This is a genomic window from Arthrobacter sp. P1_B4 (assembly GCF_056406555.1).
In genome coordinates this window covers 35063-60822 of record NZ_JBFTZW010000001.1, presented here as the reverse complement: position 1 = coordinate 60822, position 25760 = coordinate 35063, and the positions used below count along the sequence as shown (strand labels likewise).

At 68.8% G+C, this 25760-nt stretch carries 24 protein-coding genes; 13 read left to right on the top strand and 11 right to left on the bottom strand.

All coding sequences use genetic code 11. The features are described 5' to 3' along the window. Positions 1-275: 275 nt before the first annotated feature. Positions 276-1376, bottom strand: coding sequence for an IS110 family RNA-guided transposase (locus AC1D1W_RS00310; protein ID WP_476942658.1), 1101 nt, complete (start codon positions 1374-1376; stop codon positions 276-278). Positions 1377-1526: 150 nt separating this feature from the next. On the opposite strand from AC1D1W_RS00310, the gene AC1D1W_RS00305 reads away from it, so the two are divergent. Next, entirely contained in the window at positions 1527-2492 is a 966-nt protein-coding gene (locus AC1D1W_RS00305; protein ID WP_476942657.1) for a polysaccharide deacetylase family protein, read from the top strand. Between the two features lie 172 nt (positions 2493-2664). Here AC1D1W_RS00305 and AC1D1W_RS00300 read toward each other — a convergent pair whose 3' ends face one another. Together AC1D1W_RS00300 and AC1D1W_RS00295 are read right to left on the bottom strand one after the other, a co-directional pair. Continuing rightward, positions 2665-3672, bottom strand: coding sequence for a zinc-dependent alcohol dehydrogenase family protein (locus AC1D1W_RS00300; RefSeq protein ID WP_308197248.1), 1008 nt, complete (start codon positions 3670-3672; stop codon positions 2665-2667). 54 nt (positions 3673-3726) lie between these two features. Continuing rightward, positions 3727-4638: a universal stress protein gene (locus AC1D1W_RS00295; RefSeq protein WP_476942656.1), complete on the bottom strand. Its 912-nt coding sequence runs from the start codon at positions 4636-4638 to the stop codon at positions 3727-3729. A 189-nt stretch (positions 4639-4827) separates the two neighbouring features. On the opposite strand from AC1D1W_RS00295, the gene AC1D1W_RS00290 reads away from it, so the two are divergent. Then, entirely contained in the window at positions 4828-5811 is a 984-nt protein-coding gene (locus AC1D1W_RS00290; protein WP_476942655.1) for a spermidine synthase, read from the top strand. Between the two features lie 28 nt (positions 5812-5839). Here AC1D1W_RS00290 and AC1D1W_RS00285 read toward each other — a convergent pair whose 3' ends face one another. After that, entirely contained in the window at positions 5840-6757 is a 918-nt protein-coding gene (locus AC1D1W_RS00285) for a LysR family transcriptional regulator (protein WP_476942654.1), read from the bottom strand. Between the two features lie 131 nt (positions 6758-6888). On the opposite strand from AC1D1W_RS00285, the gene AC1D1W_RS00280 reads away from it, so the two are divergent. Together AC1D1W_RS00280 and AC1D1W_RS00275 are read left to right on the top strand one after the other, a co-directional pair. Next, positions 6889-8271 (top strand): MFS transporter, encoded by a 1383-nt coding sequence (locus AC1D1W_RS00280; protein WP_476942653.1) that lies wholly within the window; start codon positions 6889-6891, stop codon positions 8269-8271. Positions 8272-8349: 78 nt separating this feature from the next. After that, positions 8350-9099, top strand: coding sequence for a 3-hydroxybutyrate dehydrogenase (locus AC1D1W_RS00275; protein ID WP_028277131.1), 750 nt, complete (start codon positions 8350-8352; stop codon positions 9097-9099). A 173-nt stretch (positions 9100-9272) separates the two neighbouring features. On the opposite strand, the gene AC1D1W_RS00270 is transcribed toward AC1D1W_RS00275, so the two are convergent. Continuing rightward, the gene (locus tag AC1D1W_RS00270) at positions 9273-9908 is read right to left on the bottom strand and encodes a LysE family translocator (protein ID WP_476942652.1); all 636 of its coding nucleotides are present in this window, start codon (positions 9906-9908) and stop codon (positions 9273-9275) included. Between the two features lie 64 nt (positions 9909-9972). Then, on the bottom strand, positions 9973-11469 hold the full coding sequence (locus tag AC1D1W_RS00265; RefSeq protein WP_243181342.1) for an amino acid permease: 1497 nt from the start codon (positions 11467-11469) through the stop codon (positions 9973-9975). A gap of 378 nt (positions 11470-11847) precedes the next feature. Here AC1D1W_RS00265 and AC1D1W_RS00260 point away from each other — a divergent pair, with 378 nt between their 5' ends. Genes AC1D1W_RS00260 through AC1D1W_RS00250 form a run of 3 tightly spaced genes read left to right on the top strand, consistent with a single transcriptional unit; the run spans position 11848 to position 13471 of the window. Next, positions 11848-12276, top strand: coding sequence for a hypothetical protein (locus AC1D1W_RS00260; protein ID WP_243181343.1), 429 nt, complete (start codon positions 11848-11850; stop codon positions 12274-12276). Beyond that, a complete protein-coding gene (locus AC1D1W_RS00255) occupies positions 12270-12503 on the top strand; it encodes a helix-turn-helix transcriptional regulator (RefSeq protein ID WP_028277135.1) in 234 nt (77 codons plus the stop codon). Before AC1D1W_RS00260 ends, AC1D1W_RS00255 begins: the two co-directional genes overlap by 7 nt. Then, a complete protein-coding gene (locus AC1D1W_RS00250; protein ID WP_243181344.1) occupies positions 12500-13471 on the top strand; it encodes an NAD(P)-dependent alcohol dehydrogenase in 972 nt (323 codons plus the stop codon). Before AC1D1W_RS00255 ends, AC1D1W_RS00250 begins: the two co-directional genes overlap by 4 nt. 28 nt (positions 13472-13499) lie before the next feature. Here AC1D1W_RS00250 and AC1D1W_RS00245 read toward each other — a convergent pair whose 3' ends face one another. Together AC1D1W_RS00245 and AC1D1W_RS00240 are read right to left on the bottom strand one after the other, a co-directional pair. After that, positions 13500-13940, bottom strand: coding sequence for a protein-tyrosine phosphatase family protein (locus AC1D1W_RS00245; RefSeq protein WP_028277136.1), 441 nt, complete (start codon positions 13938-13940; stop codon positions 13500-13502). 56 nt (positions 13941-13996) lie between these two features. Next, positions 13997-14914, bottom strand: coding sequence for an SDR family oxidoreductase (locus AC1D1W_RS00240; RefSeq protein WP_243181345.1), 918 nt, complete (start codon positions 14912-14914; stop codon positions 13997-13999). A 282-nt stretch (positions 14915-15196) separates the two neighbouring features. Between AC1D1W_RS00240 and AC1D1W_RS00235 the strand changes: the two genes are divergently transcribed. The 5 genes from AC1D1W_RS00235 to AC1D1W_RS00215 all read left to right on the top strand — a co-directional run bounded on the left by AC1D1W_RS00235 (position 15197) and on the right by AC1D1W_RS00215 (position 21441). Beyond that, the gene (locus tag AC1D1W_RS00235; protein WP_243181346.1) at positions 15197-16072 is read left to right on the top strand and encodes an IclR family transcriptional regulator; all 876 of its coding nucleotides are present in this window, start codon (positions 15197-15199) and stop codon (positions 16070-16072) included. A 262-nt stretch (positions 16073-16334) separates the two neighbouring features. Continuing rightward, complete coding sequence (gene hutU / locus AC1D1W_RS00230) at positions 16335-18032, top strand: urocanate hydratase (RefSeq protein WP_243181347.1); 1698 nt, start codon at positions 16335-16337, stop codon at positions 18030-18032. 9 nt (positions 18033-18041) lie between these two features. Beyond that, a complete protein-coding gene (gene hutH, locus AC1D1W_RS00225) occupies positions 18042-19634 on the top strand; it encodes a histidine ammonia-lyase (protein WP_243181348.1) in 1593 nt (530 codons plus the stop codon). Between the two features lie 152 nt (positions 19635-19786). Next, positions 19787-20023: a hypothetical protein gene (locus tag AC1D1W_RS00220; protein WP_243181349.1), complete on the top strand. Its 237-nt coding sequence runs from the start codon at positions 19787-19789 to the stop codon at positions 20021-20023. Between the two features lie 113 nt (positions 20024-20136). Next, positions 20137-21441: a cation:proton antiporter gene (locus AC1D1W_RS00215; RefSeq protein WP_243181350.1), complete on the top strand. Its 1305-nt coding sequence runs from the start codon at positions 20137-20139 to the stop codon at positions 21439-21441. 30 nt (positions 21442-21471) lie between these two features. On the opposite strand, the gene hutG is transcribed toward AC1D1W_RS00215, so the two are convergent. Beyond that, positions 21472-22431 carry a formimidoylglutamase gene (gene hutG, locus AC1D1W_RS00210; protein ID WP_476942651.1) on the bottom strand — a complete coding sequence of 320 codons (960 nt, stop codon included), beginning with the start codon at positions 22429-22431 and terminating at the stop codon, positions 21472-21474. Between the two features lie 150 nt (positions 22432-22581). Beyond that, a complete protein-coding gene (locus tag AC1D1W_RS00205) occupies positions 22582-24024 on the bottom strand; it encodes an NCS2 family permease (protein ID WP_028277143.1) in 1443 nt (480 codons plus the stop codon). Positions 24025-24145: 121 nt separating this feature from the next. Here AC1D1W_RS00205 and AC1D1W_RS00200 point away from each other — a divergent pair, with 121 nt between their 5' ends. Continuing rightward, positions 24146-24739 (top strand): copper resistance CopC family protein, encoded by a 594-nt coding sequence (locus tag AC1D1W_RS00200; RefSeq protein ID WP_243181352.1) that lies wholly within the window; start codon positions 24146-24148, stop codon positions 24737-24739. Positions 24740-24779: 40 nt separating this feature from the next. Here the strand turns inward: AC1D1W_RS00200 and AC1D1W_RS00195 are convergent, their stop codons facing one another. After that, entirely contained in the window at positions 24780-25409 is a 630-nt protein-coding gene (locus AC1D1W_RS00195; RefSeq protein ID WP_043436212.1) for an NAD(P)/FAD-dependent oxidoreductase, read from the bottom strand. Positions 25410-25760 lie beyond the last annotated feature (351 nt).

Here is a 25760-nt window from a genome sequence, read left to right as displayed (position 1 = left end):
GGGTTGTCCGGGACCGCTTCCTTTTGGGTGGCCGGGAGGCGTTTGGTGTGTGGTCAGCGTGTCGTTGGCGACGGCGCGGTCAGACTGATATGCGCGGGTTGGTTACCGCAGGACGAGGTGTTCGGCTGGAGGTTACCGCTGGTCTAGCGATGTCGGGCGTGGCCCCGTTGCGGGCTGCCCATAGGGCGATCGCGGGTTTACTCCACGCGCTGCAGGGAACCACTCGCCAGTTGCGTCCCGGCGGTTTTCCGGGGTCCGGTCGAGGGCAGCGGAAGTCAGTTACGCGCCGGGGTCTGGTCGCTGCCGGTGGCCAGAGACCAGCACCAGCCGGCCAGCTCCCGGGCGATGGCGACGTTCGCGATGACGGGTCGTTTGCGGCGTTCGAGATAACTGATCCAGCGGTTGTGGAGGCGCCGGTTGCCGGCATGACCCCGGGCCCTGGCATCCGGGCTGGCCATTTCCCATCGGGACCGCATCAGGTGGGATGRATGGTCGTATGGTCTGCGGTGGTGCCAGGCCGCCTCGACGAGGAGCCGGCGCGCGTGGGTGTTGCCGGTTTTCGTGATCGAGCCTTGGGACCGGGATGCCCCGGAGGAATGCTCGGTCGGGACCAGGCCCAGATATGCGCCGATCGTGGAGCCGGTGAACCGGTTCCAGTCGCCTATTTCCAAGGCGAGACCGAACGCGGTCAGGGTCGAGATCCCGCGCAGGCACTCCAGCGACCGGACGACGGGCGTGTATTCGCTCCGGTAGGCCATTGTTGTGATGGCCTCGTCGAGGCGGTCGCGCCGGTCCAGGATCTCGTGCATTGCCTCCAGAGAGGATGCGTAGGTCAGTTGCAGGGCCGGGGCATCGAAGCGTTGTTGGGCCAGCCAGAGTTCGTGGGTGCCGGTCCAAGCCCTCCCTCCGGAATACACGATGCCCTGACGCAACAGGAGCTTGGAGATCCGGTGCCGGGAACGCATCAGATCCCCGCGGGCATCTTCCCGGGCCCGGACCAGGTCCCGGGCCGCCTCCTGATCCGCAGCGGGGACCCTRACCGCGGTGATCTCGCCCAGTTTCAGCAGCCGGGCCAGATGCAGCGCATCCTTCGCGTCCGTCTTAACCCGGTCACCGGACGGACGCTGGAGTTTCGACGGGGCCGCGACGAGCGTGTCGATCCCGGCGGCCAGCAGAAACCGGGCCAGCCCGAAACCCGTCGGGCCGGCCTCGTAGACGACCCGCACCGGGGCCGGAAGAGACACGATCCAGGCAAGAATCTCAGCATAAYCCGGAGTCAACCGGTGCGGAATGATCTCGCCGGTCTGCGCGTCCAGAGCGCATCCGGCAACAGAACGGGCATGGACATCCAGGCCGACGCTTGTACGCTCGAACATAGCTGGAACCTCCAATTTCAAATGTGGCTCTACCTGTCCGCCAAGTCTGGCAGGCAACCCACGTCCCGCTTTGAAAAGGAGGTTCCAGCCCCAAAACCCGGCTACCTCATATCGTCTAGCCTGCCGTAGCGCGTGATGCCAAGGTGAAGCATGGGGTCCATGATCGCGGGCCGCCGCCGGCTGTTGGTGATCGCGGCCGTGGTGGTTGCGCTGTTTCTGGCCGTCGGTGCCGCGGTCGTGCTGCTTCAGGGGGCGCCGACTGCGTCACCGCCCCCATCTGCGCCCGTCACCGCACCGGTATCCGGACCCGTCAGCGCAAGTGCCTCCGGGACCGCGCCCCCTGCCTCCCCGTCCCCTGAACCCACCTCGGCATCGCCGGCCCCAAATACCAGCGGACCAGTTCCGGCCGAGCCGGTTCCCGTCCCCCCGCCGACCCGGGCACCGACGGCTCCCGCTCCCGTGCCCCCCGCGGCGCGGTTCCCCGACGCGCTCGCCGGCCACGACGTCGAGAGCATCCCGGGCGCCGGAACCGTAGTGGCCCTGACCTTCGACGCCGGCGCCAACGCTGCCGGACTGCCGAGCATCCTGCAGAGTCTCGCCGCCGCGGACGTGCGGGCCACGTTCTTTCTTACCGGCAGCTGGGCCGCCGCGAACCCCGGAGGCGTGGCGGCGATCGTCGCCGGCGGGCACCGGGTGGGCAACCATTCCATGACGCATCCGGCATTCACCGGGCTGCCCGACGTCGGCATCAGGGACCAGGTCCGGTCGGCCGAAGAGGCCATCCGGGCGGCCGGGGCTGACCCGCGGCCGCTCTTCCGGTTTCCCTTCGGCGACCGCGACGCCAGGACCATCGCAACCGTCAACAACCTCGGCTACCTTCCGGTGCGCTGGAGCGTCGACACCCTGGGCTGGAAAGGCACCAGCGGCGGAGTGACGGCGCAGGTCGTGGCGGACCGCGTCCTGTCGGGCCTGCAGCCGGGGGAAATTGTCCTGATGCACATCGGCTCCAACCCCGACGACGGCACCACCCTGGACGCCGCTGCCCTGCCCCAGGTCATCAGCCGCATCCGCCAGGCCGGCTATGGCTTCACCACCCTCGATGCGCTCCTGGGCTGAGCGCAGCCGGGCCCAACGCCACTGTCGCGCGGCTCCGGTGCTGGTGCGGGTGGGCGTCGAGAAGGTGCTGCTCCGGGCGGGCCAGGAGCACGAGTTCCGCCGGGACGCCCGGCTGACGCGCCGAAGCGTGTCCCCGGCGTCGGTGCGGTGACTTGCTTGGGGTGGTTCCGGGCTATGTCGCGTCCATGTGCAGCACGGCTGCTCCGGTGATCCGGTCCTCCGCCAGGTCCCGCAGGGCCCGGTCCGCGGCCTCGAACGGGTATGCCACAGTGGTCGGGCGGAGCGGGATCTCGGCGGCAATCCGGAAGAACTCCTCGCCGTCGGCCCTGGTGTTGGCTGTGACACTGCGCAACTGGCGCTCTTCGAAGAGCTCGTCGGCGTAGTGCAGCGACGGAATATCGCTCAGGTGGATGCCCGCGACGGCGAGCGTCCCGCCGCGGTCCAGGGCCCGGAGCGCAACCGGCACCAGCCCGCCCGCGGGGGCGAAGAGGATCGCGGCATCCAGGGGATCGGGCGGTTGTTCCTCGGCCCCGCCCGCGAACGTCGCGCCGAGGTCCAGGGCCAGCGCGCGAGCCTGCGCGGACCGGGTCATGACGTACACGCGCGCACCCCGGTAGAGGGCGATTTGGGCCGCCAGATGCGCGGAGCCGCCGAACCCATAGATGCCCAGCCGTCCGCCGATCGGCAGTTCGGCCCGGGTCAGGGCCCGGTAGCCGATGATGCCTGCACACAGGAGCGGCGCAGCCTCCTCGTCGCTGAACGTCTCCGGGATCCGGTAGGCGAAGTTCTCCGCCGCGGTGATGAGTTCGGCGTACCCGCCGTCGCGGTCCCAGCCGGTAAACGTGGGGGACAGGCAGAGGTTTTCCTGGCCGCGCAGGCAGAACCGGCAGGCGCCACAGGTGCCGCCCAGCCAGGCCACGCCCACCCGTTCGCCGATGCCGAACCTGGCTGCCCCCGGTCCCTGCCCGATCACCTCACCCACTACCTCATGGCCCGGGATGACCCCGGCGTGCCGCGGCGTGAGGTCGCCCTCGGCCAGGTGCAAGTCCGTGCGGCACACACCGCAGACCCGCACTTTCAGCAGGACTTCGCCGCGTCCCGGCACAGGATCCGGGCGGTCGGCGGCAACGAGGGGGCCGCTGGACATGGGGCCCGGAAGTCCAACTTGCCATGCTCGCACCGCGGCCTCCTTTTTGCAGCGTCTGCAGGTCCGAATCGGTTGCGCTGGCGGCGGCTAGCGGGTGACCAGCACGTTGCAGCGCGCCTTGTGCAGCACGGCGGAGACCGTGTTGCCGGCTCCGGCCGCAGGGTTGTGGGTCCCGAGCACCAGCACGTCGGCGTCGTCCGCGGCGTCGAGGAGCTCCCGGGCCGCATGGCCTTCACGCAGGGCGCCGGCAACCTCCAGCCCGGGCGCCATCCCGCGGGCCTCGTCGATGGCGCGCTCGAGCAGCTCCTGGCCGTGGAGCAGGGCATGGCGGCCGTGCTCTTCCCGTGCCCCGCCGCGCAATGGATCGACGTGGACGAGGTGCAGCGGGGCGCCGAGGACTTTGGCCAACCGGATGGCCTCGGCCACCGTGGCGGGGCTGCGGGGCGAGGCGTCGACTCCCACCACGACGGGGTGGGCCCGGCGGCGCGGGCGCCGGATTATCATCACCGGGCAGGGTGCCGAGCCGGCCAGATCGATGCAGACCGAGCCGGCCACCTGGCCCAGGACGGCGCCGAGGCCCCGGCTGCCCACTACCAGCAGGCGTGCGTCCCGGGAGGCGTCGCGCAGCACGGGCGCCGGGAGCCCGGCCTCCATGACGCCGTCGACGGCGGGGCCGGGACGTTCCGGCTGTTGCCCGGTGACGGCGCGCTCGGCCCCCGGCGGTGCGCCAGCGGCCGCTTCGCGGGCGGCGCGGCGTGCCAGCTCGATGCCCTCGGCGAGGACGGCTTCCGCGGAATGCCGCAGCCCGCTGCCGGCCACGCCCTTGACAGGGCCCAGGTTCTTGGTGAAAACCGGCCACACCCAGGCGTGGATCACCAGGAGGTCCAGCCCGGCCGCGGCCGCGTATTCGGCCGCCCAGCGAACGGCGAGTTGGGCGGCCCCGGACCCGCCGTAGCCGACCGCCACGGTGCCGCCCTGCTGCCCTGTGGGTGCCGACATTTTTCCTCCCGGCTCGTCGGACGCACCCCTTCGCCCGGCACTATGTGCAGCCCCAGTAGAACCCTGCGGCCCGGGAATGGGTAGGGGCTTTGGTCCCGCGGGCTGGCCGCGTACGGGGCCGCGTCAGGGGCCGCGTACGGGGCCGCCGGTGAACTAGGGTTGAAACATGCACAATGCGGGGGATAGCTGATGGCCAAGCGGGGCAAAGGGCGGGCCGCCCAAACTGCCGGGCCGGGTGTGGTGGAAGTGCCCAAGGGGTCCCGCCCGGCCGGTCCTTTGGCCGGGGTGTACTACATCGATACCGGCGACTGCGAGCTGATCCCGGACCAGGACAATTCCACCGGCTGGCTCCTGCGCATCAACGGCGTCATGAGCTCGCACATTGACCTCGCGGACCCGTTGTTCCTCGACTTCGAGTACATGCGCTGGATGGCAGCCCTGGTGGAGTCGCGCTGGCCGCGGGAGCCTGGGCCCAAGCTGCGCGCCCTGCACCTTGGCGGGGGAGCATGCTCACTGGCGCGCTATTTCCACGCCGCCTACCCGGACGCCCGCCAGGTGGTGGTGGAGCTGGACGGCAAGCTCGCCGACTACGTCCGGGGCTGGTTCGACCTGCCCAAGGCGCCGTTGCTGCGCCTGCGCGTGGGAGAGGCCCGCGAGGTCACCGAGAGCCTGACCCCGCAGACCCGGGACCTGATCATCCGCGACGTCTTCGCCGGCTCGCTGACCCCGCGGCCGCTGACCACCCGGGAATTCATCGAGCACGCCAAGCGCGTCCTGGCCCCCGGCGGGATATATGTAGTCAACTCCGGCGACGCCCCGGACCTCAAGAATGCCCGCGAGGACGCCGCGACCATCGCCGACGCATTTGCCTACACCGTGATCATCGCGGATCCGGCCATGCTGAAGGGCCGGCGCTTCGGCAACATGGTCATGGCCGGCAGCGATGTCCCGTTCGACGACGACCCCGGACTCGCGCGGCGCCTGCTCGGCGGTGCGGTGCCGGCCCACATCTGGAACGACGAAAAGGTGCGGGCGTTCGCGGTCGGCGCCGCCGTCCGGCATGACCCGAAGTCGCCCGTGCTCGCTGAGCCGGCCGCGGAACCGCCCGTTCCCGCTCAGCCGCCCGCCGAGCCCCCGGCTGGGCCCCGCGCAGGGACGCCGACTGCTCCGTAGCGGCCCTTTTGCGGCACGATAGAGGCGGCTACGGAGCAATCGATGGGGCTGCTCCCCGGCCCAGCAGGGCATCGCGGTGCGCCGCGGTCTGCTCCCGCAGCGCCTGCACGAGCGCGGCCACTGCCGGCCGGCGCATCGAATCGGGCCGGAGCACCATCCAGTAGGGCAGCAGCTCCGCGAATTCTTCCGGCAGGAGCCGGACGAGGTCCGGGTGCAGGTCGGCCGCGAAACAGGGCAGGAACCCAATCCCGGCGCCGGCCCGGGTGGCCTCCACGTGGACGAAGACGTTGGTGGAGCTCAGCCCGTCCCGCATGGTGGGCACCAGCCGCCGCGGGGCGTCCAGATCGTCCACCTGCAGCATCGAATCGACGAAGTAGACCAGTGAGTGGGCCGTCAGCTCCTCCACGGTGGCCGGGGTGCCGTACTCGGCGAGGTAGCCGCGGGAGGCGTACATTCCCAGCATGTACTCGCCGAGCCGCGCGGCCTCTGCCCGGTGCACCTGCGGCTCGCCGACCACCACCTCGATGTCCAGGCCGGACCGCTGCTGGAGCGCCCGGCGCGTCACGGTGATGATCTCGACGCTGAGGCCGGGATGGTTGCGGCGGAGCCGGGCCACGGCCGGGGCGGCGATGTAGGCGCTGAATCCATCCGTCGCGGTCATCCGTACGACGCCGGTGATGGGGTCGGGGGTGTGCCCGGGCTGCTCCAGGGTGCGCACGGCACTCTCGACCTGCTCGGCCACCCGAACGGCCTCGGCACCGAGTTCGGTGAGCTCCCAGCCTCCCGAGGCGCGCGAGAGCACGCGGCCACCCAGCGCCTTCTCCAGCGCCGCGATCCGGCGGGAAACGGTGGTGTGGTTCAGTCCGAGCGTTTGTGCCGCCGTCGTGAATTTAGCCGAACGGGAGACCGCGAGCAGGACCAGCAGGTCATCGGGATTGGCGTTCATATCTGCAATTCTGCACATAGCGGGTGCTGGTTTGGCCATTGAATCGCCGTGGATGTGCGGCAATACTCAATGAAGCCATTTCAGTGCTGTGCGTCACAGCGCGTGTCACCGTGGACACTAAGGAGAATCAGATGAGCGTAAACGAACGCTCTGCAACAACCGCCGCAGCACCCGCATCCAAGGGTTCCGGGCTCAAGAAAATCGTCGCCGCATCGATGGTGGGAACCGTCGTCGAGTGGTACGAATTCTTCCTCTACGCCACCGCCGCCACCCTGGTGTTCGGCAAGTACTTCTTCCCCGCCACGGGCAACGAGCTGGACGGCATCATCCAGGCGTTCCTGACCTACGCCGTCGGTTTCGTGGCCCGCCCCCTGGGCGGCATTGTCTTCGGCCAGATCGGCGACAAGCTCGGCCGCAAGCCCACCCTGCAGCTCACCATCATCATCATCGGTGTCTCCACCTTCCTGATGGGCTGCCTCCCGGGCTTCGCCACCCTCGGTTACCTGGCGCCGGCGCTGCTGGTCCTTTTGCGCTTCATCCAGGGCTTCGCCCTCGGCGGCGAATGGGGCGGCGCAGTCCTGCTCGTCGCCGAGCACAGCCCCAACAAGTCCCGGGGCTTCTGGTCCAGCTGGCCCCAGGCCGCCGTTCCCGTGGGCAACCTGCTGGCCACCCTGGTCCTGTTCATCATGTCCAACGTGCTCAGCTCAGCCGACTTCCTCAGCTGGGGCTGGCGGGTGGCGTTCTGGCTTTCCGCCGTGATCGTGTTCGTCGGTTACTACATCCGCACCCACGTCTCCGAATCGCCCATCTTCCTCGAGGCCAAGGCCCAGCTGGAAGAGGATCAGTCCGCCAGCTACGGCGTCCGCGAAGTCATCCGCAAATACCCCAAGGGCATCCTGCAGGCCATGGGGCTCCGGTTCGCGGAAAACATCATGTACTACCTCGTGGTCAGCTTCGCGATCGTCTACCTGAAGTCCGTGCACAAGTACGACACCTCCTCGCTGCTGCTGGCCCTGCTGATCGCCCACGTCGTCCACTTCCTGGTCATCCCGCAGGTCGGGCGCCTCGTGGACAGCTGGGGCCGGAAGCCGGTCTACCTCATCGGTGCCGTCACAGGTGCCACCTGGCCGTTCTTCGCCTTCCCGATGTTCGATACCCGCAACCCGGTGATCATCGTCCTGGCCGTCACGATCGGCCTGTGCCTGCACGCCTTCATGTATGCCGGCCAGCCGGCCCTCATGTCGGAGCTGTTCCCGACCAGGATGCGCTACGCCGGGGTCTCCCTTGGCTCGCAGGTCACCTCGATCTTCGCCGGTTCGCTGGCGCCGCTCCTGGCCACCCAGTGGCTCAAGGACACCAGCTCCTGGCTGCCTACCGCGATCTACCTGCTGGTCGCCTGCGCCATCACCACCGTCGCAGTGCTGACCCTGAAGGAAACCAAGGGCATCGCGTTGGAGGACGTGGACCGGGCCGACGCCGAACGCGAAGGCCTGCCCGTAGCAGCCATCCGCTGAGCTGCTTGAGTTTTGGGCCGGCTCCAGCCACGCTGGAGCCGGCCGCCTCATCGAATTTTTGACACGGAAGGCTGAGTTATGGAAAACACGCTGAACGGACGCAAGGCCCTGGTCACCGGCGGCGCCGGCGGGATCGGCGCGGCGAGCGTCCGGGCCCTGGCTGCGCGCGGGGCCAAAGTGGTGATCGCGGATATGGACGAGGCCGCAGCCGCCGCGCTCGCCGACGAGGTCGGCGGCACCGCGTGGGCCGTCAACCTGCTCGACGTGGAATCCCTCCAGACGCTCAGCCTGGACTGCGACATCCTGGTGAACAACGCCGGAATCCAGCGCATCAGCCCCATCGAGGAGTTCGATCCGGCCGACTTCCGCCGCATTATCACCCTCATGCTGGAGGCCCCGTTCCTGCTGATCCGGGCCGCGTTGCCGCACATGTACGCCAACAACTTCGGCCGCATCATCAACCTGTCCTCCGTGCACGGGCTCCGGGCTTCGCCGTTCAAGAGCGCCTACGTCTCGGCCAAGCACGGGCTCGAGGGCCTGAGCAAGGTAACGGCCCTCGAAGGCGGGGCGCACGGGGTCACCTCCAACTGCATCAACCCCGGCTACGTCCGCACGCCCCTGGTTGAATCGCAGATCGCGGACCAGGCCAAGGTTCACGGCATCCCGGAGTCCGAGGTGCTCGCCAAGATCATGCTGACCGAATCAGCGGTCAAGCGGCTCGTGGAGCCCGAGGAAGTGGCGTCCCTGGTGGCGTGGCTGGCATCCGACGACGCCGGCATGGTCACCGGTGCCAGCTACACGATGGACGGCGGCTGGTCGGCGCGGTAGCCCGGGCCGGGCTGCCGTGCGGGCGGGACGGACATGTTCCGCGTGCTCGCTCGTTCCTCCCCGCCGTCTCCCTGGCCTCGCAAGCTCGGCCAAGGAACCCGGACGGCGTGGGCCCTGCTTGGACGCACATGCCCGCCGCCGCCCGCTTCCATCTGCTGGGCGACAGGAATCCGCTAGTTCTTGTTGCCCACGAGCGCCAGGGTGCCGCCCAGCCCGATCATCATCACGCCACCGGTGGTGCTGAGAGCGGCGATCCGCCGGGGGGAGCGCGCAAACCAGTGCCGGGCCGTCCCGGCCGCGAGGGACCACGTGCTGTCCGAGACCAGGGCAATGAGCAGGAAGACCGCACCCAAGGCGGCGAGCTGCACGGGAATCGCTCCGGCCGAGTAGTCCACGAACTGGGGAAGCACGGCCACGAAAAATACAATCGACTTGGGGTTGGTCGCGCCGACGATGAAGCCCTCCCGGAGCACGCGGGCGGTCGAGGCCGGGTTCGAGGACGACGCCGTCGCCGCGCCGCCGCCGCGGTGCCGGATCGCCTGGATCCCGAGGTAGACCAGATAGGCGGCGCCGGCGAATTTCACCACGCTGAACAGCAGCAGGGATTGGGCCAGCACCACGCCGACGCCCAGGGCCACGGCGGCGATCTGCACCACCTCTCCGGCCGCGTTTCCCAGGACGCTCAACAGCCCGCCCCTGCGTCCCAGGGCCAGCGTCCGTCCGATCACGAACAGCACGCTGGGCCCCGGGATGGCGATGAGCACGAGGGCGGCAAGGGCAAAGGCCAAGAGGTTGGTGGCAGGGACCATGCCTGATCTTAACCCCGTGGGGGCACCCCCGGGAGCGTCTTAATCCCTTGGGGGCGAGGCACTATCACCGCCCGGCGGGAACTTGCGGGAGCTGGGCGGTTTCGTCGACCAGTTCCGCCCGCGCCCGGCCGTGGCCGCGGACCCAGAGGCGGTAAGCGAGTACCAGGACGCCCAGCCAGGCGGCGCCCACGTACAGCGCCACCCGGGTGTCCTCGAAGGCGCCGAGAATCACGATCACCAGGGCCATGAACGCGATGGTCAGTATGGAGGCGGCGGGCCACCACGGTGACGGGAACTCCGACGCCGGCAGGGACTTGCGGGCGATCTCGCGTTTCATGGCGACATGGGAGGCCAGGATCATGGCCCAGACCCACACGGTCGCGAAGGTGGCGATCGAGGCGATCAGCAGGAAGACGTCTTCCGGGATCACGGCGTTCAGCACCACCCCCACCAGCAGGATGCCGGTCATCATCACCACCGTCATCCACGGCACCCCGTGACGGGAAACCTTGCCGAAGCTCGCCGGTGCGTGGCCCTGCCGGGCCAGGCCGAAGAGGATCCGGCCGGCGCCGAAGATGTCGCTGTTGACTGCCGAGAGCGCCGCCGTGATCACCACGGCGTTGAGGATGTGGGGTGCGGCCGGGATGCCCAGGCCGCTGAAGATCTGCACGAAGGGGCTGCCGTTGCTGCCAATTTCGTCCCACGGGAACAGGCTCATCAGCACGCCGAGGGTCAGCACATAGAACAGCAGGACCCGGACGGGCACGGTGTTGACGGCCTTGGGGATGACCTTTTTCGGATCGGCGGCCTCACCTGCGGTGATGCCGAGGGTCTCCACGCCGCCAAACGCGAACATCACCACGGCGAAGGAGGCAAGGAGTCCTTCGAACCCGTTGGGGAACAGGCCTCCGTGGTCCACGAGGTTGCCGAGCCCTGGTGCCACGGTGGCGCCGCCGGCCTGGAAGCCGAAGACGATGATCGCAGCCCCGCCCGCGATCATGGCGATGATGGCCGCCACCTTGATCAGGGAGAACCAGAATTCCAGCTCGCCGAACACCTTGACGCTGAGCAGGTTCAGGGCGGCCAGGAAGAAGATGATGGCCAGGATCCAGACCCAGCGCTCCACGCCGGGGAACCAGAATCCCATGTAGATGCTGAACGCCGTGACATCCGCGATGGCCACGATCGCCATCTCAAAGACATAGGTCCAGCCCGTCACAAACCCGGCCAGCGGTCCCAGGTAGCGGCTCGCGTACTGGCCGAAGGACCCGGACACCGGATGCCGCACCGCCATTTCGCCGAGGGCACGCATCACCATGAAGACCGCGGCGCCGCCGATCATGTAGGCCAGCAGGACGGCGGGCCCGGCCTTCTGGATGGCGGAGGCGGAGCCGTAGAACAGCCCCGTGCCGATCGCCGAGCCCAGCGCCATGAAGCGGATGTGGCGGACGTTGAGTCCCCGGCTGAGTACGGAGTCGACGGCTGCGCCGACGGCGGTGGCAGCGCTGCCGGTGCCGGCCTCGGCAGGAGCCGCCTTCGTGGCGGTTTGGGCTTGTTGCATGCGAATACCTTCTCGTCATTGGGAGGGGGATCGCCATCCAGCAGACCACGTCCGGCCTTGCTGTGAGGAGTCTCACGGGAACTTCGTGTCTTTGATTTCAGACTGTGCGGCGCTCCCTCTGCCGGGATTCCCCACCTATGGCAGCGCCCGACGGCGTGTGGTCCCGCGAAGGCGGCGCGTCCCGGCGTCGTGGTTGCAAAGGTGGGGAAACTCCGCGCGGGGACCATGTGCGGAGCCGCGGCATGAGCGGCGCCCGCGCACGCCGCCGTCGAACTCAAACCCCAGGCGAGTCGAAAACTCTTGACACCTTGTCAGGTTTTCTTTACTTTTGGGATGTCAGGTTTGTTTTACATTGCCTTGGTTGCGCTGGAGCGGCAGATGTCATTTGAAGAAAAGAGCGCCTGGATCATGGGGGTGCTCGCGGCCGCAACCTACGCCGTGTACCTCGCCGTCGTTTTTGGCCTGGCCGGCACCATGCCGCTCACGGAAGTGCCGTATGTGGCGCCGCTGCTGTGGACAGTCGGCGCCTCGATCGGCCTTTCGATCGTGCTTCACCTGGTGATCCGGGCCCTGTCCGCCAAGGACGCCGGCATGAAGGATCAGCGGGACAAGGAGATTTACCGCTTCGGCGAATACATCGGCCAGTCCTTCCTCGTCGTCGGGGCCGTGGCGGCGCTCCTCCTGGCCATGGCCGAGCTCGACCACTTCTGGATCGCCAACGTCATCTACCTGGCCTTCGTCCTGTCCGCGATCCTCGGATCCGTGGCCAAGGTGGTCGCCTATCGCAAAGGCTTCCAGCCGTGGTGAAGCCGACCCGGGTCACGAACTCCATCCGTCGCCTGCGTTTCGAAAACGGAGAGCTGACCCAGGCGGAGCTCGCCGACCGTATCGGCGTGACCCGCCAGACGGTCATCGCGATCGAACAGGGCCGGTACTCGCCGTCGCTTGAGCTGGCGTTCCACATTGCCCACGTCCTCAAAGTTCCCCTCGATGACGTCTTCCAATACCCCGACTTTGAAGGAGAAGCACCATGAAAGCGATCGTCCAGGATGTTTACGGTTCCGTTGAAGTGCTGGAACTGCGCGAGGTCGACGCCCCCGTGCCCGGCGACGACGATGTGCTGATCCGGGTCCGGGCAGCCGGTGTCGACCAGGGTGTCTGGCACCTCATGACGGGCCTCCCGTACCTGACCCGCGTGGTCGGCTACGGGCTCAGGAAACCGAAGACCCGCATCCGGGGCCGGGCCGTGGCCGGCCGGGTGGAGGCTGTCGGCCGGAATATTGTCGGCTTCCGGACCGGGGATGAGGTGTACGGCACCTGTGAGGGATCCTTCGCCGAATACGCGTGCGCGAAGGAAGGCCGGCTCGCGCTGAAGCCGAAAAACCTCAGCTTCGAACAGGCCGCCGCCGTCCCGATCTCGGCCGTCACTGCCCTGCAGGCGCTCCGGAACGCCGGCAGGATCCAGGCCGGGCAGGAGGTCCTCGTCATCGGCGCGGCCGGCGGTGTCGGCGCGTACGCGGTGCAGCTCGCCAAGGCGTTCGGGGCGCAGGTGACGGGGGTGTGCAGCACCGCGAAAACCGATCTGGTCCGCTCGATCGGCGCGGACCACGTCATCGACTACACACATGACGATTTCGCAGACGGATCCCGGCAATTCGACCTCATTGTGGACACCGCCGGCAACCGCCCGCTCACCGTCCTGCGGCGGGCGCTCAAGCCGAAGGGCACGCTCGCGATCGTCGGCGGGGAAGGCGGAGGGCGGCTGACGGGCGGATTTCAACGCTCGCTCGGCGCCGGGCTGCTCTCCGTGTTTGTCGGCCAGCGGCTCAGGGGCGTCATGGCCGCAGAGCGGGCGGAGGACCTCCGGTTCCTGACCGGGCTCATCGAGGCGGGCGCGGTGACCCCGGTCATCGGCAAGAGCTACGCCCTGGCGGACGCGCCGGCGGCAATCCGGGACCTGCGTGATGGACACCTCCGCGGGCAGGCCGTCGTCACCGTTTGAGCCGGAGCGGTCAGGCCTTAGCCGCCGCCTACGGTGTGCCGGCCGGGAAGCGGGCGACGTACTGCCGCTGCCACGGGGTTTCCACTGTCCGGCGCCGGTACTGGCGGCGGACGTAGGACACAGCCTGGCCGGGCGGGACTCCGTCCAGGATCGCGATGCAGGCCAGCGCAGTGCCGGTCCTGCCGATCCCGCGCCAGCAGGCCACTTCAACCCGTTCGGCCTCGGCCCGGCGCCAGGCCTCCCGGAACGCCTCCAGGGCGTCCGGCTGGTCGACAGGCAGCCGAAGGTCGGGCCAGGGCACCCATCGGGACTCCCACCCCACGGGCGGCGGCTGCTTGCCCAGCAAATACACGCCGAACTCGGGAAACGGCCCGGCCGGAAGGGGGTAGTGCAGGCCGCGGCCACGAACGAGCCGGCCGGACGGAAGAGCCATGATGCCGTCCGCGGAAGCTTCCCACGTGTGCTTCATGAACCGATCGTAGTCCGTCCTGCCGCCGGTTGTCCGTGACCAGGAAGGGGCGGATGTCAGCGGTATCCGGCGGCATCGGCGTCGAGTCCTGCTTCCTGGACCTCAACGAGGTACCTCCAACAGTCCGGCTGCGAGCCGTCGGTGTCGGTGAAGCCGTACTCGCGGGCCAGCGCGCCGGACGAATACGAGCCGCCCGTGCGGCCGAGCACGTTGGGGTCCGCCGCCAGGGCCGCGACCGCACGCCCGACGAACAGCGGGCTTTCCGAGATCGCGGCGAAGTGCGGTTGCGTCCCGGCGGCCTCCCGCCAGTTTGCCTCGGTGACGCCAAAGTGTTCGAGCATCATCTCCGAACGCATCCAGCCGGGCGTCAGCGCCACCGCCGCGCAGCCGGAGGATCTCAGCTCCTCCGCCTGGCTGAACGCCAGGCGGAGCACCGCGGTCTTGACGAGGTCGTAAAACACGGAGACCCGGTAGTGCTCTGCGTTGTACTCGCGCGTGCCGTCGGTCATCTCCACCACCAGGCCGCCGGGGCGGCGGGTGAGCAGCGGCAGCGCGAAGTGGCTCGTAATGAGGTGGGTGTCCAGGCCGAGGCGGAGCATCTGCAGCCCGGCATTCAGATCGTGGGCCCAGAGCGGAGTGTTCCATTCGATGAAGTCCTCGCCGCCCCAGATGTCGTTGACAAGGATGTCCAGCCGGCCCTGCTCGGCGTCGATCCGCTGCACGAGGGCTTCCACCTCGGCGGCCTGGCGGTGATCGACCTCGACGGCGATTCCAGTGCCGCCCGCGGCGTCGACGAGAGCGGACGTCTCCTCGATCGTCTCGGCCCGGTTGTAGTCGGAACGGTGGCCGGAGGTGGTGCGCCCGGTGCAGTACACCACCGCTCCGGCCTCGCCGAGTGCGACGGCGGTGCCGCGCCCCGCGCCCCGGGTGGCCCCGGCAACCAGGGCGACCCTGCCCGACAGCGCTGCATTCACGTCTGTGCCTTTCCCTCCGGGACCTTACGGGCTGGGCTCAGCCGGCGACGGGCTCGCTCCTATGGCGGGGTCCGATGGCGGGGCACGCACCGGAAAGCCGGCGCCCACGTTCATCGGAACACCGGGCGTCGGTCCGGGCTAGGGGCGGAAGGCCCGCCATCGGAACGTGGCACTTGTCCGGCATTCCAGACAGCCGTTCCTGTGGGAGGCTGTCGGTTGACCGCCGCCGGGCGCATGCTTAAGTACGGGATACCGGACACCGCCCGGCCGTGAAGAGGATCAATGCCACCCACCAGCACCGCAGTGAGCTCCGCCGCCGCCACGTTGTCCGCAGCGCCTGACACGGCCGCCCCCAAGGCCGTCCACCGGGCCGCCGGAACCAAGGCGGCGTCGAAGGTGCCGGCCGCCGAGAACACGCTGCGCATCCTCAAGCTGCTGGCCTCCCGGCGCGGGCCGATGGCGGCGTCGAACATTGCCACCGCGCTGGGACTGCCGCGCTCCAGCGTCTACCACCTGCTCGGCGTGATGGAGGCGAACGGCTTCGTGCTGCACCTGCACGAGGAGCAGCGCTACGGCCTGGGCATCAGCGCATTCGAGCTCAGCTCGGCCTATTCCCGGCAGGAGCCGCTGTCCCGGCTGGGCCGGCCAATGCTCGCCTCGCTCGTGGACGTGATCGGCGAAAGCGCGCACCTGGCGGTGCTGCACGGCCGCGACGTGCTCTACATCGTGGAGGAGCGGGCCAAGAACCGGCCGTCCCTGGTGACCGACGTCGGCGTCCGGCTGCCCAGCCATCTCACGGCCAGCGGGCGGGCCATCCTCGCCGCGCTGCCGAAGTCGCAGGTGCGGGCGCTGTACCCGAACGCTGCCGCCTTCACGGCCCGCCACGAAACCGAATCGCCCATCATGAAGTACTCCGCGCTGTCTTCGCATCTGGACCAGGTCCGCCAGCGCGGCTACGCCACCGAACACGGCGAGGTCACGCCCGGATTCGGTTCGATCGCCGCCGCCGTGACCGACCACGTAGGGTGGCCCACCGCCGCCGTCGCCGTGACGTTCCTGGAGGACAAGCTGCCCGCGGATCAGTGGCCGGTCCTGGCCGCCCGGGTCCAGAAGGTCGCCAACGAGCTCTCGGTCCGGATCCACGGCCGCCCCGCCTGACCGGTTGCCCCGTCCCACCCCAGCCCACCCCCGGTTGCGCTGTCACTTAGGGCTCCCATTCGCCCTTTTTAGCAACCGGAAGTGACAGCGCAACGGGGGAGGGGAAGGGTCTGGAATCCCGGACAGCACCCCTCCGGCAGGCCTGTTTCCGCGGCCGCGAAGGGGCTTTAGTTGATACAGAACCTCATTCCTCCGGATACACCAGGACACCAGTCCGAACAGACATCATCCGGCCACATATCCAGCGACAAAGGAGACCCTCATGGCACCCGCCGATTTCACTACCGGTGCCCGCCCGGTCAAAGCAGCCCGCGGCACCGAGCTCACCGCCAAGAGCTGGCAGACGGAAGCCCCGCTGCGCATGCTCATGAACAACCTCGACCCCGAGGTCGCCGAGCGCCCCGATGACCTGGTGGTCTACGGCGGCACCGGCCGCGCCGTCCGGTCCTGGGCCGCGTTCGACGCCATCACCCGCACCCTGGAAACCATGGAAAAGGACGAGACCCTGCTGGTCCAGTCCGGCAAGCCGGTCGGCGTCTTCCGCACCAACGAATGGGCACCGCGCGTGCTGCTGGCCAACTCCAACCTCGTCGGCGACTGGGCGAACTGGCCCGAGTTCCGCCGGCTCGAGGCCGAGGGCCTGATGATGTACGGCCAGATGACCGCCGGGTCCTGGATCTATATCGGCACGCAGGGCATCCTGCAGGGCACGTTCGAGACCTTCGCCGCGATCGCCCGTAAGCTCACCGGGGACGAGAACGGCACGCTCGCCGGCACCCTGACCCTCACCGGCGGCTGCGGCGGCATGGGCGGCGCCCAGCCGCTCGCCGTCACCCTGAACGACGGCGCCTGCCTGATTGTCGACGTCGACGAGACCCGCCTGCGCCGCCGGGCCGGGAAGCGCTACCTCGACGAGGTCGAAACTGATCTCGACGCCGCGATCGCCAAGGTCCTGAAGGCCAAGGAAGAGCGCCGCGGCTGGTCCGTGGGCTACGTCGGCAACGCCGCCGAGGTCTTCCCCGAGATCCTGCGCCGCCACAACGCCGGCGAGCTCACCGTCGACATCGTCACTGACCAGACTTCCGCGCACGACCCCCTGAGCTACCTGCCCGAGGGCATCACGGTCGAGGAATGGCACAGCGAGGCCGCGGCCGATCCCGAAGGCTTCACCAAGAAGGCCCAGGCCTCGATGGCCAAGCACGTCCAGGCGATGGTCGAGTTCCAGGACGCCGGCGCCGAGGTCTTCGACTACGGCAACTCCATCCGTGACGAGGCCCGCAAGGGCGGCTACAACCGCGCCTTCGAATTCCCCGGCTTCGTCCCGGCCTACATCCGGCCGCTGTTCTGCGAGGGCCTCGGCCCGTTCCGCTGGGTGGCCCTCTCCGGTGACCCCGAGGACATCGCGGTCACAGACAAGGCCATCAAAGAGCTCTTCCCCGAGAACAAGCACCTGCACCGCTGGCTCGATGCCGCCGCCGAACGGGTCGAGTTCGAAGGCCTGCCGGCCCGCATCTGCTGGCTCGGCTATGGCGAACGCGCCAAGGCCGGCCTGCTGTTCAACCAGCTCGTCAAGGAGGGCAAGGTCAAGGCGCCCATCGTGATCGGCCGCGACCACCTCGACTCCGGCTCCGTCGCCTCCCCATACCGCGAGACCGAGGCCATGGCCGACGGCTCCGACGCGATCGCCGACTGGCCGCTGCTCAACGCCCTTCTCAACACGGCCTCCGGCGCCACCTGGGTTTCCATCCACCACGGCGGCGGGGTCGGCATCGGCCGCTCCATCCACGCCGGCCAGGTCTCCGTTGCCGACGGCACCGACCTCGCCGCGGAAAAGCTCGCGCGCCTCCTGACCAACGATCCCGGCATGGGCGTCATCCGCCACGCCGACGCCGGCTACGACCGCGCCGTCGAAGTCGCCAAGGAACGCGGCGTCCGCATCCCCATGAACGAAAAGAAGTAGGACTTCACAATGACTGTTACAACCCACGAACCGCTCACCGTCACCCTCGGCTCCAGCGGTGTCACCCCCGAGGACGTCGTCGCCGTCGCCCGCCACGACGCCCACGTCACCATCGCCCAGGACGCCCTGGACGCCGTCGCCAAGGTCCGCGCCCACATCGACGACCTCGCCCACAGCGAGGTCCCGGCCTACGGGATCTCCACCGGCTTCGGGGCGCTGGCCAACCGGCACATCCCCAACGAGCTGCGCACCCAGCTGCAGAAATCCCTGATCCGCAGCCACGCCGCCGGCATGGGCCCGGCCGTGGAACGCGAAGTGGTCCGCGGCATCATGTTCCTGCGCGCCAAGACCCTGGCCTCCGGCCGCACCGGCGTCCGCCCGGTGGTGCTGCAGACCATGGTGGACGTGCTCAACGCCGGCATCACCCCGGTGGTCCGCGAATTCGGCTCCCTCGGCTGCTCGGGCGACCTCGCGCCGCTGTCCCACTGCGCCCTGGTCCTGATGGGCGAAGGCGAGGCGACCGGCCCCGACGGCACGCTGTACGGGAGCAAGGATGCCCGCCCGGTCGCCGAGCTCCTCGCCGCGCACGGCATCGAACCGGTCACGCTGGCCGAAAAGGAGGGCCTGGCCCTCGTCAACGGCACCGAGGGCATGCTCGGCATGCTGCTGATGGCCATCGCGGACATCCGCCAGCTGCTTACGACGGCGGACATCACCGCCGCCCTCAGCGTCGAGGCGCTGCTCGGCACCGACCAGGTGTTCCTGCCGGAGCTGCACGCGGCGCTGCGCCCGCACCCGGGCCAGGCCGCCGCCGCGGACAACATGCTCCGTGTGCTGTCCAACTCCCCGATCGTGGCCTCGCACCGGATCAACGACACGAAGGTCCAGGACGCCTACTCGCTGCGCTGCGCACCCCAGGTGGCCGGCGCCGTCCGCGACACCGTGGACCATGCCGCTCTGGTCGCCTCCCGCGAACTGGCCGCCGCGATCGACAACCCGGTGGTCCTGCCCGACGGCCGGGTCAGCTCCAACGGCAACTTCCACGGCGCCCCGGTGGCCTACGTGCTGGACTTCCTGGCGATCGCCGTCGCGGACCTGAGCTCCATCGCCGAGCGCCGGACCGACCGGATGCTGGACCCGGCCCGCTCGCACGGGCTGCCCGCCTTCCTGGCCTCGGACCCCGGCGTCGACTCCGGCCTCATGATCGCCCAGTACACGCAGGCCGGCCTGGTTTCGGACAACAAGCGGCTGGCCGTCCCGGCGTCGGTGGACTCGATCCCGAGCTCGGCGATGCAGGAGGACCACGTCTCCATGGGCTGGCACGCGGCCCGCAAGCTCCGCCGCGCGGTGGAGAACCTGCGCCGGGTCCTGGCGATCGAACTGGTGACGTCGGCCCGGGCGCTGGACATCCGCACCCAGCTCTCCGGCGGCGAACTCACGCCGGGACCTGCGGGCGCGGCCGTGATCGCCGCGCTGCGCGACGTCGTCGACGGTCCGGGCACCGACAGGTTCCTGTCACCGGAGCTCGAAGCGGCGGATGTCCTCGTGGCCTCGGGCAAGGTCCGGGCGGCGGCCGAATCCGCCGTCGGAAATCTCGCCTGAGAAGAAACAAAATGCAGGGCAGCTGAACAATTCCCGGCGCCCCCGAAATCTTTGGCGACACGGACGGCGGGGGCCCGGGAACTGTAGTACAAATGGAGAGTCCACACCAACGAAGTTGTGGCAAAGAACACATACAAAGGGGTAAAAGTTCTATGAAAGCACGCGGCACGGTACTGTCCAGGCGCCTTGCATCCGCAGCTACGGTTTCCGACTGGAGCGGCCTCCGGGTCGGCGAACGCGTCGAAATTGTCAAGCACGCACAGGTCATTGCGGCCGGTGAGGTCGAAGAGGTCTCGGTAAGCGGGAATGTGCTCTGGCTGGTCCCCGAGGGGCCGTCCGAAACGCAGCTTTTCCTGCAGTCCGACGGCGTGCAGGTCCGCCGCAGCTAGGCTGGCCGGGTTTTACGCGTTCACGCGTATCGTAGGGTGAGGGGCGCCGTTCCACAGGGACGGGGCCCCGACTCATCCCCCGGGCATCCGGGCCCGGGCAGGAGGACCACGCAGTGTTTGAGGCTCCCAGCATCGTTTTTGCCGCGGCAGGCATGGCCGTTTTCGCCGCCGCACTCCTGCCCAAGCTGCTGCGAAACGCGCCGCTGTCCATGCCGATGGTCTTCCTGGCCGCCGGCATACTCGCCTTCACATTCATCCCCGGCCTGCCGGCCCCAGATCCCCTGCAATATGGGGAGTTCACCACCCACGTGACGGAAGTCTGCGTCATCATTTCCCTGATGGGCGCGGGCCTCGCACTCGACCGTCCCGTGGGACGACGCGAATGGTCCACCACCTGGCGGATGCTGGGGATCGCCATGCCGGTCTGCATTGTTGCACTGACCCTGCTGGGGCTCTGGGCGCTGGGGCTGGGGCTCGGCGCGGCACTGCTGGTCGCAGCCGCGCTCGCCCCAACCGACCCGGTGCTGGCCTCTGAAGTGCAGGTGGGCGAGCCTGCCGACGACGAGCACGAAACCGAGCGTGGCGAAGACGAGATCCGTTTCGGCCTCACCTCCGAGGCAGGCCTGAATGACGGGCTGGCCTTTCCGTTTGTCTACCTGGCCATCGCCATCAGCCTGTCCGGGTCGGCGCCGTCCGAGTGGTTTTGGCCCTGGTTCCTCACCGACGTCCTGTGGCGGATCGGCATGGGGCTACTCGTCGGCTGGCTGGCCGGGAAAGCGTTGAGCCAGCTGTTCTTCTCCGCCCGCGACAGCATCCGGCTGTCCAACCACTCGGAGGGCTTCGTGGCGCTGGCGGCGACGTTCCTCGCTTACGGGGTGACGGAAATGCTGGAAGGCTACGGGTTCATCGCCGTCTTTGTATGCGCCGTGACCATTCGGGCCGCTGAACGCACGCATGGGTTTCACCGTGTCATGCACGCCTATGTGGAGCAGCTCGAACGTCTCATGACGGTGGTCATCCTGGTGCTGCTGGGCGGCGCGATTGCACGAGGCCTGCTGGCCGGCATTGGCTGGCCGGAGGTTCTGGTGGCGCTGGCGTTCCTGCTGCTCGTCCGTCCGCTGGCCGGCTGGACCGGCCTCGCCCGGGGTAAGACCGGCCCGCGGGAACGGATCGCCATCGCCTTTTTCGGCATCCGCGGCATCGGCTCGCTTTACTATCTCGCATACGCGCTCAGCAAGGGCGACTTTGGAGCCCAGGCCGAGGAATTGTGGGCGTTCATCGGCCTGGTGGTGGGGATGTCCATCGTGCTGCATGGGGCGACAACGGCTCCCGTCATGAACCGGCTGGACCGGCTACGCGAACGGAAGGCTGTGCAGCAACATGGCGACGAGGGCAAGGCGCCGAAAACGCCTATCTGAGGCGGCGGCTGACCGTTCCCGCCGCCCCGCCTATCCCAGCAGCGTATTGACCAGCCGGGCGGCCACTTTGGCGGTGCGGCCGTCGATGTCGAACTCCGGGTTCAGCTCGGCGATATCCAGATGCAGGAGCTTCCCGCTCGCGGCCACCTGGCGGCACACGGCGCTGATCACCGGCAGCGGCACACCAAAGGCCGCGGGAGCGCTCACCCCGGGGGCCGCGGAGGCCGGCAGCACGTCCAGGTCGATGGTCAGGTACACCGCGTCCACCTGTGCCAGGAAGGCTGCCACAAACGCGTGCGCGGCGTCCGCCGAGCAGTCCTCGTCCAGCAGGTAGTCCACGCCGAGCTCGTCTGCCGTCCGGAACAGCGTACGGGTGTTGTTCGGCTCGGAAATCCCGACGACGGCGTAGCGCAGTTCGCGGCCGGCGGCTGCTTCGGCGCGGGCCATCTGGAGGAACGGCGTGCCGGAGCTGGGCACCGGCTCATCGCGGAGGTCGAAGTGGGCATCGAGGTTCAGCACGCCGACGCTCAGGCCCTCGCGCACGGCCGCCGACCCGGCCACGCCGAGATAGCTGGCAAAGGCGGTCTCGTGCCCGCCGCCGAGCACCACGGGAAGCCCGCCGGCGTCGAGCAGACTGGTGATCGCGAGCCCGGCGCGTGCCTGTCCTGTCTCGAGCGCGTCCCCGGCCACGGTGACGTCGCCGGCGTCGTGTACGGCGCGCGTCAGGTGGAACGCGAGCGGGCCGAGCGCGGCCCGGATGGCGGCGGGGGCGGCCGCGGCGCCGGGCCGGCCCTTGTTGCGCCGCACCCCGGCGTCGCTGCCGAAGCCGAGGATGACGGCGGGGCGTCCAGCAGGGACACCCGCCGGAACCGTGCCGGGAGCGTAGGGGGTCACCGCCTGCCACCAGCGCCGGTGTTCGTCGCCGTCGCCGTCGAACCTGCCGGTCCAGGGCTGGGGCGGGACATCAACGGGGAGCGCGGGAGAAACCATGCCCCTAGCTCACCGCAGCCCGGGCCGGAAAACCAGCCGGGCCGCCGTCGGACTGTCCGGAATCCCGGAAACTGAGCTTAAACGCCGCCGGGTGGGCCACGCCGGGTGGGCGTGGCCCACCCGGCGGGCGTGACCGCGGGCGGGGCTGCGTTAGTGGATCCCCAGGGCGGCCTCGATCGGGCCGATCGCGAAGAAGAGCAGGAACGCGGACGCCACGGCCCACATGAGCGGGTGCACCTCGCGGGCCCGGCCCTCGAACAGGCGGATCAGCACGAAGCTGATGAAGCCAGCGCCCAGGCCGTTGGCGATCGAGTACGTGAACGGCATGAGGGTGAAGGTCAGGAAGGCCGGAATCGCGATGCCCCAGTCCTGCCAGTCGATCTTGCCCACCTGGGAGACCATCATGAAGCCGACGACCACGAGGGCGGGGGCCACGGCCTCGAACGGCACGAGGTTGATTAGCGGGGTGAAGAACATCGCCACGAGGAACAGCAGGCCGGTGACGACGGAGGCCAGGCCGGTGCGTGCGCCTTCGCCGATGCCGGCACCGGACTCGACGTAGATCTGGTTCGAGGAGACGGAGGCGCCGCCGCCAATGATCGCGCCCAGGGCGTCCACCTGCAGCACACGGTCGACGTCGGGGATGTTGCCGTCCTTGTCGATGGTGCCGGCCTCGGTGGCCAGTCCCACCATCGTGCCCATGGCGTCGAAGAAGATGCTGAGCAGGATCACGAACGCCAGCAGGGTCGCCGCGACGAAGCCGAGGTGTTCAAAGGCGCCGAAGGGGTTGGCCTTGCCGATCAGGGACAGGTCCGGGGCCGTCCACTCGGAGAACTGCGGTGCCACGAGGGACCAGCCCTGCGGGTTGTGGGTCTTGCCGTCAAAGCTGGGCCCGATGTGCAGGATGGATTCCAGGATCACGGACAGGATGGTCGAGGCCACGATGCCGATCAGGATGGCGCCCTTGACCTTGCGGACCACCAGCGCGATGGTCAGGATCAGGCCGAAGACGAACACGAAGGTCGGCCAGCCCAGGAGCTTGCCGTCGAAGCCCAGGCCGACCGGGACGGTGGTGCCGGCGACATCGGGGACGCGGCGCACGAAGCCCGCGTTGACGAGACCGATCAGGGCGATGAACAGGCCGATGCCCACCACGATCGCGGTCTTCAGCCCCTCGGGTACGGCCTTGAACACGGCCGTCCGGAAGCCGGTGAGGACCAGGATCAGCATGGTGATGCCCGAGAGCATCACCAGGCCCATCATGTCCGGCCAGGTCAGGCCGGGGTTCGTGGCCACCGTGACGGCGACGAACGCGTTCACGCCGAGCCCGGTGGCCAGGGCGAAGGGATGCTTGGCCCACGCGCCCATGAGGATGGTCAGGATGCCGGCCACGAACGCGGTGACGGCGGCGACGGCGGGGAAGCCCAGCGTGGCGCCCGAGGAGTCCGGCCCGGAGAGGATCAGCGGATTCAGCACCACGATGTAGCTCATGGCGAAGAACGTGGCGAACCCTCCGCGGATCTCGCGCGAGACGTTCGACCCCCGCTCGGATATCTTGAAATACCGGTCGAGTGCCGAGCCCTGCTTGAGCATTAGGTCTTGCATTAGTCCTCCGGGAGTGATGGGTGTTGCATATATCTTATTTGGCGCCCGAGGGCCAACCCTGCGTTTTCGCCTAGTCTGTAAGGAAGCCAACACTAGGAGTAGCCTGCCCATGCGCCGTATCCGCCAGCTTCGCAGTGCCCTCCTGGGCGCCGTCGTCCTTGTGGCCGTCCTGCTGGGAGCAGTGAGCCCGGCGTCGGCGCACGATACCGCGGAGTCCACCAGCCCGGCTGCCGGAGCAACCGTCGCGGCACCGCCGGAGCAGGTCTCGGTCACGTTCAACCACAATCCGCTTGCCCTGGGGTCGCAGATCGTGGTCAATGACGCCGCCGGCGCCAACTGGTCGGACGGTCCCGTGGAAATCGTGGACAACGTCGCTGCGCAGAAGCTGAAGTCCGGCGCCCCCGCGGGGCCGTACACCGTGCACTGGCGGGTGGCCAGTTCCGACGGTCACCCGATCGAGGGCAGCTTCACCTTCACCGCGACGGCGGCTGCGGCAGGCACGACGGCGGCTGCGGCGGTCCCCACGATGGGCACTGCCCAGCCGGGGACCACGCCCGCGCCAGCCCCTGCGCCGGCCGGGTCGCAGCAGTTTCCCTGGAGCGTCATGGTCTTCGTCGCCGTCGGGGTCGGCATCCTGGTGGCCCTGGGCCTGATGGCGAAACGCCGCCTCACCCCGGACGAGGGCGGCGACACCGAAGGCTGAAATAAGCCAACCTGACTCCGGCAACGCGGCCAAAGCGGTGCTAGGCGGGGGCGGCCAGGGCAAAGCCGCCGGGCAGCAGCGCGGGGATCCCGTTCGGGTGGACCTTGGCGGAAATTGCCTGTCCCACCACCTTGGCCTGGCGCAGGACTTCCTTGGGCGTCGGGGTAATGAGCTCGCCCACCCCCACGAGGTACATTCCCAGAGCATGCATTGCCGCCATGAGGTTCTGCCCGGCTGCCATGCCAAGTTCCGAGAGCATGCGGCGCAGCTGGCTGTGGGCGCAGCGGGTCAGGACAAGGTGGTCGGCCAGCAGGACGCCGCCCGGGGTCTGGACGGCCCACTTCTCGGTGGGTGAGCCGTCCGTGCCGGCCTCCAGGAGGTCCAGCTGCAGGGCCCGGATGTTGTTCCGCACGTCAAGCTTGTGGCTTGCGGCGTAGTTGCGCAGGTGCCGCAGGATTTCATTGCGCTCCCTCAGGCTGGCGGCGTCCGCCGCGTCGCAGCGCTGAAGCGAGGAGGTGTTGGCCGGATGGCCGGCACCCAGGAGGTCGAGCCCGTCCACAATGATGGACGCAACGCCCCGGCGCTGGAGCTCGCTGGCCACAGCCAAGCCGGAGAGCCCCGTCCCGATGACTACGGCGGTGGTCCGCTCAATCCCGCCGTACAAAGGCATGCTCGACACTGCAGGGTACCTCCTTGAAATGGTGCGAGTCGCGGGGGAAACCCCGGACGCCAACCCGTGCCTGGTTCCACAGCCCCAGCGGCTGCTTTCTGGAACACCAGTCTCGGTTCAGCAATGCCTCGAAGGATACCTAAGATTCCCGCCCGTGGATAGGGGAGGTAGGACATTGGCTGTGGTCCCGGATTCCGGCGGTTTCCTTGCCCCCGCTCCAGCGGAAACCGGCTCAAAAGCCTGAATTTCGGGGCCGGGAAACGGCGTGTTAACTCTGCGTAAATCCTTCCGCCGCGGGCGGCCGGGGAGGCCTTGCCGCCGTCTTGAATGTTCGCAATTAACCGAGAATAG